This window comes from Acidithiobacillus sp. (genome assembly GCF_023256195.1).
In the GTDB taxonomy this organism is placed as follows: domain Bacteria; phylum Pseudomonadota; class Gammaproteobacteria; order Acidithiobacillales; family Acidithiobacillaceae; genus Acidithiobacillus_A.
Genome location: NZ_JAGDWX010000021.1, coordinates 1 through 9,890, shown reverse-complemented (window position 1 = coordinate 9,890; position 9,890 = coordinate 1). Strand labels below are relative to the sequence as shown.

General features: G+C 61.7%; 7 protein-coding genes. 5 read left to right on the top strand and 2 right to left on the bottom strand.

The window, feature by feature from the left end:
* The 4 genes from Q0C23_RS04665 to Q0C23_RS04650 all read left to right on the top strand — a co-directional run.
* On the top strand, positions 1 to 1,179 hold a 1,179-nt coding region (locus Q0C23_RS04665; protein ID WP_291511221.1), incomplete at its 5' end, for a pyridine nucleotide-disulfide oxidoreductase.
* Between the two features lie 126 nt (positions 1,180 to 1,305).
* Positions 1,306 to 2,175, top strand: coding sequence for a DUF1641 domain-containing protein (locus tag Q0C23_RS04660; protein WP_291511220.1), 870 nt, complete (start codon positions 1,306 to 1,308; stop codon positions 2,173 to 2,175).
* A gap of 41 nt (positions 2,176 to 2,216) precedes the next feature.
* Complete coding sequence (locus Q0C23_RS04655; protein ID WP_291511219.1) at positions 2,217 to 4,592, top strand: glycoside hydrolase family 15 protein; 2,376 nt, start codon at positions 2,217 to 2,219, stop codon at positions 4,590 to 4,592.
* Positions 4,579 to 5,367 carry a glucose 1-dehydrogenase gene (locus Q0C23_RS04650; RefSeq protein WP_291511218.1) on the top strand — a complete coding sequence of 263 codons (789 nt, stop codon included), beginning with the start codon at positions 4,579 to 4,581 and terminating at the stop codon, positions 5,365 to 5,367. Before Q0C23_RS04655 ends, Q0C23_RS04650 begins: the two co-directional genes overlap by 14 nt.
* A 240-nt stretch (positions 5,368 to 5,607) precedes the next feature.
* On the opposite strand, the gene sppA is transcribed toward Q0C23_RS04650, so the two are convergent.
* Complete coding sequence (gene sppA, locus Q0C23_RS04645) at positions 5,608 to 7,443, bottom strand: signal peptide peptidase SppA (RefSeq protein WP_291511217.1); 1,836 nt, start codon at positions 7,441 to 7,443, stop codon at positions 5,608 to 5,610.
* 423 nt (positions 7,444 to 7,866) lie between these two features.
* Complete coding sequence (locus Q0C23_RS04640; protein WP_291511216.1) at positions 7,867 to 8,862, bottom strand: aldo/keto reductase; 996 nt, start codon at positions 8,860 to 8,862, stop codon at positions 7,867 to 7,869.
* Positions 8,863 to 9,296: 434 nt separating this feature from the next.
* On the opposite strand from Q0C23_RS04640, the gene Q0C23_RS04635 reads away from it, so the two are divergent.
* Positions 9,297 to 9,890, top strand: a complete 594-nt coding sequence (locus Q0C23_RS04635; RefSeq protein WP_291511215.1) for a hypothetical protein — start codon at positions 9,297 to 9,299, stop codon at positions 9,888 to 9,890.

The window sequence follows — 9,890 nt, the reverse complement described above, 5'->3', positions numbered from 1 at the left end:
AAGAATTTTCTGTTGTTCGTTCCCAACATTCCGGCGGAGGTCTTCGAGGGTCGGGATCCTGCCAAGACCTTGAGCATGGATTTGAGATCGACCTTGGCGGAAGACGACATCCATTTCATTCAAGCGGAGGTCAAGGCTCTGGACCCCGACGCCAAGCGCGTGGATTTTGTGCCCAGCGAGCGACCGGGTGCGGCTCCCGAGAGCCTGCACTACGACTATGTGGTGGTGGCGGTGGGTAATCGGCTGGCCTTTGACAGGATCGAAGGTTTTGCTGAGTACGGGCAGACCTGCACCGATTTCTATTACGGCAACAAACTACGGCACTTTCTGGAGCACGAGTACAAGGGCGGACCGGTGGCCATCGGTTCGGCCCGCTTCCACCAGGGCGACGGTACCAAGGATATCCGGCTCTACGGCGGTCATGCTTTCCCCAGCGCCGAGGCCGCCTGCGAAGGTCCGCCCGTGGAGACGATGCTGTCCATGGCGACCTGGCTCAAGGAGCACGGCAAGGGTGGACCGGACAAGATCACGGTGTTTACTCCGGCCAAGCTCATCGCCGAGGATGCCGGTGAGAAGGTGGTAGGCAAGCTGCTGGAGATTGCCTCGGGCATGGGTTTCCACTACCTCAACGAGACCCAGGACATCACCCGGATCACCAAGGAAGGGGTGGAGTTCGCCAACGGCAAGAGTGTAGAGGCGGAACTCAAGCTGGTCTTCCCGGACTGGGTGCCTCACGACTTCCTGAAAGGTCTGCCCATCAGCGACAGCGAGGGCTTCGTCGTCACCGACGTGACCATGCGCAATCCCAAGTATCCCAACGTCTTTGCGGCGGGCGACGCAGCGGCCATCACGGTGCCCAAGCTGGGCGGGATCGGCCACGCCGAGGGCGAGATCGTCGGCAAGCAGATTGCCAAGGATCTGGGACGCATGGCGGCAGAAGAGGCGGACAAACCCTTGGAGCCCGTGGTCTACTGCATCGGCGACATGGGTGCCAACCAAGCTTTCTACATCCGCTCCAACAGCTGGTTTGGCGGGCCCGACCAGGTGCTGAAGATGGGTCACGTCCCCTTCCTCCTGAAGATGCAGTACAAGAATCTCTTCTTCAAGACGCGAGGCAAGATGCCGGAGTGGGGCCTGGATGCCTCCAAGCTGCTGGCGGAGAAGCTCTTTGCCGCCTGATGTGCGGGGGTCGGCGGGTACGGCGGCTTGCTACGCCTGCCCGTGAGCCTAGCCACCGGACGGGCAGCAAGGCCGTGAGGTGCTGCCCGTCCGCGATTGCGGAATCTGAATCAGGGAGAATGTGATATGGCGGTAGCAGAACAAAATCCGACAGCCCCCCATCTGACACCCGAACAGTGGGCGGGTCTTGCTCGTCTGGGCGAGCTCGTGAACGGGGCCGAGACCCTCATGGGCAGCCCGGTGGCAGCGCTGCCCATGCAGCTCGCCCTCAAGGCGGGCGATTGGAATGAGCGTTACGCCGTGGACGACAGTCTGCAAGAGGTTCTGGAGACGGTGAAAACCCTGCGCGAGGCAGGCGTGCTGCGGCTGCTGCGGGAGAACGCCGCCTTTGTGGTGGAGAGTCTGGACCTGTTGCGCCCGCTCCTGCCAAAACTGCTGGATACGCTGAAAACCGTGCCGATGGAGGAACTGATCACGGCGTTGCGTTCCTTGGCCGAGATCCTGCCTAAGGCCCAGGCCCTGTTCGCCTTTCTCCAAGGAGCCGCGGGTCAGGATCTGGTCCGTGCCCTGCGCCGGGCTGGAGATCTGTGGGAGGAGACTCGTGCCGACGAGTCGATCGTCGCCGCGCTGAAGCTCCTGCGGCGCCTACAGGAGGATGGCAACCTGGCCCGGCTTGCCGATCTCAGTGAACAGATCGGGCTACTGGCGCAGACCATCGATCTACCGGCTCTGGTGGGCAGCCTCATCGAGGAGAACCGCGACAATCCGCTGTTAAACAGCTTTGCGGCTGCGATGCACCTGGGCAAGTCCCTGTCTCAGGCCCTGGCGGAAAGCGCGGAGCACGCGGCCAAGGGAGACCACCGCGGCGGACTCGGTGGGCTTTACCACATGCTCAAGGATCCGGAGGTCCAGCGCGGCATGCGGGTGGTTGCCGCCTTGCCCGTCTACCTGGAGAAGTCGGGAGTGATTCCGGCCCGCTCCGGTACCGGAGGATAGTCTAGACTTGTGGGGAGTCATGGTCGCCAGAGAGGAACCCCGTGTCCACGAAAAATCCCGCTCCCCACGCGCAAGCTTCCCACCCCGTCTGGGCCACCGCACAGAAAAGTCTGGTAGGTACCGCACTGGGCCCCGGACGCCTGTGGTTCACCCTCGGACGCGGTATCGTGACGGAAGTTTTCTATCCGCGCATAGACATTCCGGCCATTCGCGATCTGGGTTTCCTCGTCAGCGACGGTCAGGGTTTCTGGCTGGAGATGAAGGCCAATCCGAGTTGGACCCAGAGTCTGGTCGACAGTCAGGTGCCCCTACCGATCATCGAACACCGGCATGCCCATTTTCGCCTGCGCTTTGAGGTGGTGGCCGATCCCAAACGGGATGTGCTGTTGCTGGACTACGATCTGGAGGCCGCACCTGGCATGCGGCTCTTCGCGCTCTGCGCGTCCCGACTGGGCGGAGATGCTACGGCCAATCGCGCCTGGACCGGGAGTTGGGAAGGACGGGAACTTCTCTGGGCAGAGCAGGGGCCCTTCGGCTTGGCCTTGCTGTGCCGGGATGCCGAGGGTAGGCCGGCGTTCGCGCGCCGCAGTGTGGGCGAGGTGGGTGCGAGCGATCTCTGGCAGGATTTTGCGCAGCACGATGGGGTGATGACCTGGGAGTACGCAGAAGCGGGGCCCGGCGAAGTGGCCATGGCGGGCGAACTCCCCCATCGCGGTACCCTGGCCCTGGGCCTTGGGACCAGCAAGGAGGCGGCGGCCACCAACGCCTGGGCCAGTCTTGCCCAAGGTTTTGCCGAAAGCCGCGCACGCTACCAAGAGGGATGGTTGCAGTGGCACGCGAGCCACAAGCCGCCGCGAGGTTTTCGCCGTCGTTTCTCGCCGGCCATGCAGAATCTCTATCGCCGCTCCAAGAACGTGCTCAAGACACATGCCGACCGGACTTTTCCGGGGGCGCTGGTGGCGAGTCTCTCGGTTCCCTGGGGCGAGGCCAGTGTCAGCCGCGGCGGCTATCACCTGGTCTGGTCTCGGGATCTCGTGGAAAGCGCCGCAGCGGCGCTGGCCGCGGGAATGGTGGAGGAAGCGCGGGAGGTGCTCTGCTATCTCCTCAGTACTCAGCAGGCCGATGGTCACTGGCTGCAGAATCAGTGGTTGGGGGGGAAACCCTTCTGGCAGGGAATCCAACTGGACGAAGCGGCCTTCCCTGTGCTGCTCGCCGCTCTCCTGCGGGATCAGGAGGTGCTCGGGGAGATCGTGGTCGAGGACATGGTCCGCCGCGCCCTGGGCTTTATCCTGCGAGAGGGCCCGGCAACGGGCCAGGATCGCTGGGAGGAAGATGCGGGCGTCAACCCCTTTACCCTGGCCGTCGCCATCGCCGCCTTGATCGAGGGTGCCGAGTTCCTGGGGGGTAAAGCGGCTGCCTGTGCGCAGATGGTGGCCGATTATTGGAACGCCCGCCTCGAGGACTGGACCTTCGTGCGCGATACGGAGCTGGCCCGGGTCCACGGTGTGCGCGGTTATTATCTGCGTATCGCGCCTCAGGATATCCTGATCCACGATGGCGCCAAGGACGAGTGGGTGCAGATCAAGAATCGCGCCCACGATCCCCATCTGCCTGCCAGCGAGCAGATTTCCACGGATTTTCTGCAGCTGGTCCGCTATGGTCTGCGCCAGGCGGACGACCCGCACATCGTCGATTCCGTCAAGGTCATGGACGCGGTCTTGCGTTGTGATACACCCAATGGTCCGGTCTGGCACCGCTACAACGGCGACGGCTACGGTGAGCATGCCGATGGTAGCCCCTTCGATGGCAGCGGCATCGGTCGCGGTTGGCCGCTGCTGGTGGGCGAGCGCGGCCACTATGCCCTGCTGGCCGGGGAGGATGTCCGCCCCTACCTGCGCGCCATGACCGCCATGACCGGTGTAGGCGGACTCCTGCCCGAGCAGGTCTGGGATCGGGAGCCCATTCCGGAGCAGGGACTCTTTCCGGGTCAGCCCAGCGGTTCGGCCATGCCTCTGGTCTGGGCCCACGGCGAATTCATCAAACTCTGTCACAGCATGGTTGCCAAGGCACCGGTGGACCGTCCGGCGGCTACCTGGGCCCGCTATCAGGGCAAGCGGCCGGAGCTTTCCTATCGTCTGTGGCGCCTGCGTCAGCGGCCGCGCCGTCTGCGCGCCGGACAGGAGCTGCGGGTGCTGCTGCATCGCCCTTTCCGGGTGCACTGGGGCATCAACGGTTGGCAGGAGATTCAGGACACCGTCAGTGAAGACTGGGATCTGGGTCACGTGGCCTTCCTCCCGACGGAGAAACTGCCCGTCGGCACCGAGTTGCAGTTCACTCTCCAGTGGCAGGACGACGGCTCCTGGTTGGGCGAGGATTTTTCTCTGACCGTCGTGGAGGCTTTTCATGCTGAATCTTGATCTGCAGAAACGGGTAGCCCTGGTGACCGGCGCCAGCGGTGGTCTGGGTCAGGCCATTGCGACCACCCTGGCTGCTGCGGGGGCGCGGGTGGCGGTGCACTACGGCAAGGACGCGCAGGGCGCGGCCCGAGTAGTGGAGAGCATCCGCCAGCAGGGGGGTGAGGCGCAAGCCTTCGCGGCCGACGTCGCCGATGTGGCGGCCGTCCGCGAGCTCGTCGCCGCCGTGGAGCAGCGTTTCGGTAGCCTCGATATCCTGGTCAACAATGCCGGTATGGACGGCCCGCACCAGTTGGTGGGTGCGGACGACGATCCCAAGGCCTGGGAAAAGGTCCTTGCCGTCGACTTGCTGGGACCCTACTACGCAGCCCGAGCCGCCATCCCCATCATGGAACGGCAAAAGCGCGGCGTCATCGTCAATATCACCTCGGTACACGAGTTCATTCCCTGGGAGGGTTACAGCGCCTATGCCAGTGCCAAGGCCGGTTTGTCCATGTTCACCAAGACCCTGGCGCAGGAGACGGCGGACCGGGGCATCCGCGTGGTGGCCGTAGCCCCAGGCGCCATTCAGACGCCCATCAATGCCTCCGTTTGGGGCAATCCGGATACGCTCAAGGATCTGGACGAAAAGATCGCCATGGGGCGTCTGGGTAAGCCAGAAGAGGTGGCTCAGGTCGTCGCCTTCCTCGCCAGCGATCTGGCCAGCTACATCACCGGCACCACCCTGGCGGTGGACGGCGGCATGCTCATCTACCCCGATTTTCGCCATGGCGGCTGAGATGAATACCGATTTACTCGTCGCAGTGTTCCTTCAGGACACGGATATCTCTGCGACCGCCCACTAGGTAGGCAACTGTCGTTTTGGCATGGGTCCTTGGGAGGATATGCTCGATCCCTTCGGCAAGGCCCACGATCTGGATAATCTCCAAAGGGCGATGAATAGGATGGACCATCGGTGGACAGTGTGCAGCCGGACCACCCTGCCGACGGGCCACTTTCCCGGCCCACCTCGCCCCCATCAACGTATGGTGGGATCTATGGGCAGGTAGGAAAAGAATCCGTAGGGCCGCGCCGCCAACAGCAGAGTACGCATCTGCGCTAGTTCGCTGTCCTTTGACAAGGCGGTGTCCACCAGACCCAGACCCAGCGTGTCCTGGGGCAGGATGCCCAGGGCAAGATTACCCAGCAGGCCCTGCAGCGAGATTTTCTCGGGAATGGGCAGGTAGTGTACGTCGTAATGGTCGGGCGGGAGTTTGGCGAGCTTGGCTGCTGTCGCGATGGCTTCACGCATCCCCCCCAGTTGGTTGACCAGGCCCATACGGTAGGCCGCTTCACCACTCCAGGCGCGCCCTTGGGCATCTTTTTCGGCCTGTGCAAAGGGTAGGTGGCGCGCCGTTGCCACAAGGCTGACGAAGTGGTGGTAGAGATGATCCACGACGGCCTGATAGGCCTTTTGCTCGTTGTCCGTCAGCGGCACCATGGGCGAGGGGTGGGCACCGTCTGCAGGCACGCTCACGCCCGACACCGTGATACCCAGCTTCTGCAAGGTACCGGAATAATCGGGAAAGAGCATGAAGACCCCGATGTCGGCGGTGATGGTAGTGGGCTCGGCAAGGATCCGATCGGCGCCCGTGGACAACCAGTAGGCTCCCGAGGCACCCAGGCTGCCCATGGAGACGACGACGGGCTTGCCCGCCTTGCGCAGGCGCAGAATGGCCTTGCGGATGGCATCGGCCGTCGTCACATCGCCACCGGGACTGCTGACCTGCAAGACCACCGCTTTGACCGCCTTATCCTTGCGCAGGTCATCCAGCTGGGCGACGGTTGGCTCCGTCGCGACCAGGCCGGCCTTCTCCACATCCCCAGGAACCAGCATGCCGTCGATGGGGACCACGGCAATCTGCTGCTGCGGATACCGCGCCGGTGTCGGCACCTTTTGCAGGAAAGTATCGAGACTGACCCGCTGCAGATCTTTTTCCGGTTTATGTAGAGCCTTGGCAATGGCGGCCTCAAAATCCTTCTGATCTCCCAGCTGTGTGACCAGACCTTCGGAAAGGGCCAGTTGTGCGGCATTCCCTTTACTGGATTGGATGAGTTCCGGGAGCTTGCTGGCGTAGCGATCGACCCGATCCACGGGGATATTGCGACCTTGGGCGATACCCTGCGCATAAGTGTGCCACCAGACCTTCAGCCACTCTTCGTTTTCCTCTCGCGCCGCTGCAGACATGTCGGATCGGATCAAAGGTTCCATGGCCGACTTATACTTGCCCTGCCGGAAGCTGTAGACCTTTACTCCGATCTTGTCGAAGAAATCCTTGAAATAGAGCCCTTTGGTCGTGAATCCCGTGAATAGGACGACGCCCAGATGGGGCAGGAATACTTGGTTGGCTTGGGCTGCCAGGAAATAGCTGGCCTGGCTGTAATCGGGTGCGAAGGCGTAGATGGGCTTGCCGCTGGCACGGAAGGTCCGCAGTGCCTTGGCCACCGTGTTCAGTTCCGTGATGCTGCCGCCGCCAAAATCGCTGAGATTGAGTTCCAGCAGGCGGATGTGCGGATCCTGGGCCGCGGCGTCGATGGCGCGAACCAAGCGATGCACCACGACGTCCTGCGTTGCACTCTGGCCAAGGCCGGGCAGCGAATCTGCCCAGGGGCTGGGTTCGGCATAGCGCAGGGTACCGTGGGGAGCGATCACCAGAACCCCATCGCTGGGTAGGGGGGCGACCGGTTGCAAGAGCTTGAGAAGAACGACGCCGACGACTGCCAGTATGAGCAGGGTGAGGAGATTCAGCAGGGTGAGACGCACCCAGTGCAGGAAGCGCCCGATCCAGAGGAAGGGTTTGAGCCAACTGGACATCGGGTACTACCTCCTTGCTGCCTTTCGTTTCGGTTCGCCGGTAAATCGCCTAGGGGCAATATCAGTCTGGAGCATAGCGGAAGCCGCTAGTGCCGGGCAAGGCAAAGACCCTCGACGTTGGCCTAACGCAGTGTCTCCTCGGAGCAATTCTGAACCGTCCCTCCTTTGTATGGGAGGGGGCGTTTGAGTAGAAGGGAATCGGACGATGAATTGCAAAGAGGACGATCGGATTGGGATGACGGGGACATCTGTGAATCGGGTTGACAGGCAAAAGCCCTCGCACAGAGCCCACCCCCGCCGCCGAGAACCTGCGGAACTCCGGGCGAGGTCGCCGATAGACGCCGGGCTGAAATTTATCTCTGGTTGATCACAGCGCGACCCTCCGTAGCCCCTCCTGTCTGCCTGCGCTCCCACCATATCCGCTCAGAGATCCTCTGGGCGCTCCTCGGGAGGGGCCATGAATTCCGGACCGACGGGGTCGGGGATGTGTTTCTGAAGAATCTCGTCGATTTCGCGGAAATTTTCGGAATCCAGGTGCCACCCCAAGGCCTCCGGCAGGTTCTCCAGCTGCTCCGGTCGGCGCGCACCCCAGAGCGCACAGGCGAGGTCCGGCTGGTCCAGCAGCCAGCGCAGCGCCAGACCCAGGAGGCTGTGGCCAAGACGAGCGGCCAGGGCTTCCAGAGCCTCGGCGGCGGCCAGATAGTGGGAAAAGCGGGGTGCCTGGAATTTTGGGTCGACGCGACGCAGATCGTCCCCCGTAAATTTGCGCTCCGCTGTCATTTTGCCCGACAGCAAACCTCGGCAAAGAGCGCCGTAGGCCACTATGGGAATGCGGTGCTCTCGGCAGAATGGTAGGGTCGCTTTTTCTATGTCGCGCTCAAATAGATTGTAGGGCAGCTGGTTGGCGGCAATGCCCGCACCCTTGAGAAATTCGCGCATATCCGCCGGCTGAAAATTGCTCACGGCGATTTCCCGAATTTTGCCCTGAGCACGCAGGGACTCCAGGGTTTGTGCTGCCTCAGCAAAATCGCTCTGGTGATCGGGCCAATGCACGAAGTACAGATCGATGTGATCGATTCCCAGGCGACGCAGGGAGTCATCCACTTCTTTGCGCAGTCGCGCCGGACGGCTGTCGCGGTAGACCTTGCCATCCCGCCAGTTCAGGCCGACTTTGGTGGCGATGTAGGGCCGCTGGGAGACGGGCATCTGGCGGAGCGCCTTGCCGACGATCTCCTCGGCACGGCCAAAGCCGTAGACGGGAGCGGTATCGATGATGTTGATGCCCAATTCCTGGGCGCGATGAATGGTGGCTATGGCGTCTCGCTCATCACTGCCCCCCCACATCCAGCCGCCAATGGCCCAGGTACCCAGGGCGATCTTGGACACTTGGTGCAGAGAGGCGATATCGGCATATTCCATGAGGTCTCCTTGATTCGCTGACACGAAAGTCCGTATCCGTCGTTATCCAGATAGAATTATCCTTAGTGTAGCACAACATGGATGCCCTTTGGTTCAAGGATACCAAACCGGATCTTTGATCTTGGTATCATGGAACCAGCGACCGAGAGCCATAGGTGAAAATCGGCGCATTCAGAACTGAAGAAAAATACCACATAATTATGCGCTTATATAAAGGAAATCTTTGCTCTGCAGCCTATTTTAGGCTTGCCCATTCGGCGATGGCGCGACTAAACTGAAATCAACCGAAAGCGTAGCGAAGAGGTAATCGCAAAGCGATGCGCGGGTGGTCGCCACGATGTTCGGGCTTTCGGTAACGGTGTGAAAGTCCCTCGGCTCATACAGATTCGGGGAGTTCGGGTTTAAACGGAAATGGTTTTACGTCGAGGTGCAGCATGAACGATACCATCACATCCTCATCACCGGCTTTTGTGCGGCGTAGCGGAGGGTTTTATTCCCCACCCCTGCTGGCACTACGCGGCGTTGCGGCATTCGCCTTTGTGTTAGCGGCGCTTTTGGATTTCAAGAGCACCATCAACCTGCTGGTGTGGTTCTTCTCCATCTATGTGTTCTTTGATGGCGCATACGCTCTGGCCGTCGCCGCTGGTCACAGTCCGGGCAGCACGCTGAATCGAATGGCCATCGCCCTCAAAGGCGTGATCGGCATTCTCGCCGGTATCGTGGCCATCTCTCTCTTCCTGCGGGGTGGCTCCATGACGACCATCCTTCTCACGGTCTTCATCTGGGTCGCCCTGGCTGGCGTGATTGAAGGCGTGTGGGTGTTCAAGATGGTGAAGAACAAGGAACTCTTGCTGATCGTCGGTTCTGGTGCGTATCTCGCGCTGGCCGTTGCCCTGCAGTTCATGTTTGCGGTGGCGCCAAGCGAGGGAACGGCCGTCTACAACTGGATCATCATCGGCTTCTCCGCCGCCTTCGGCTTGGGCATGCTGATCATGAGCTGGCTGCTGCGTCGATCCATGATGGCCTGA

Excerpts from the sequence above, each read along its gene's own strand:
- Q0C23_RS04635 (WP_291511215.1), top strand. The coding sequence starts at position 9,297 with ATGAACGATACCATCACATCCTCATCACCGGCTTTTGTGCGGCGTAGC.
- Q0C23_RS04650 (WP_291511218.1), top strand. The coding sequence starts at position 4,579 with ATGCTGAATCTTGATCTGCAGAAACGGGTAGCCCTGGTGACCGGCGCC.
- Q0C23_RS04640 (WP_291511216.1), bottom strand. The coding sequence starts at position 8,862 with ATGGAATATGCCGATATCGCCTCTCTGCACCAAGTGTCCAAGATCGCC.
- sppA (WP_291511217.1), bottom strand. The coding sequence starts at position 7,443 with ATGTCCAGTTGGCTCAAACCCTTCCTCTGGATCGGGCGCTTCCTGCAC.
- Q0C23_RS04660 (WP_291511220.1), top strand. The coding sequence starts at position 1,306 with ATGGCGGTAGCAGAACAAAATCCGACAGCCCCCCATCTGACACCCGAA.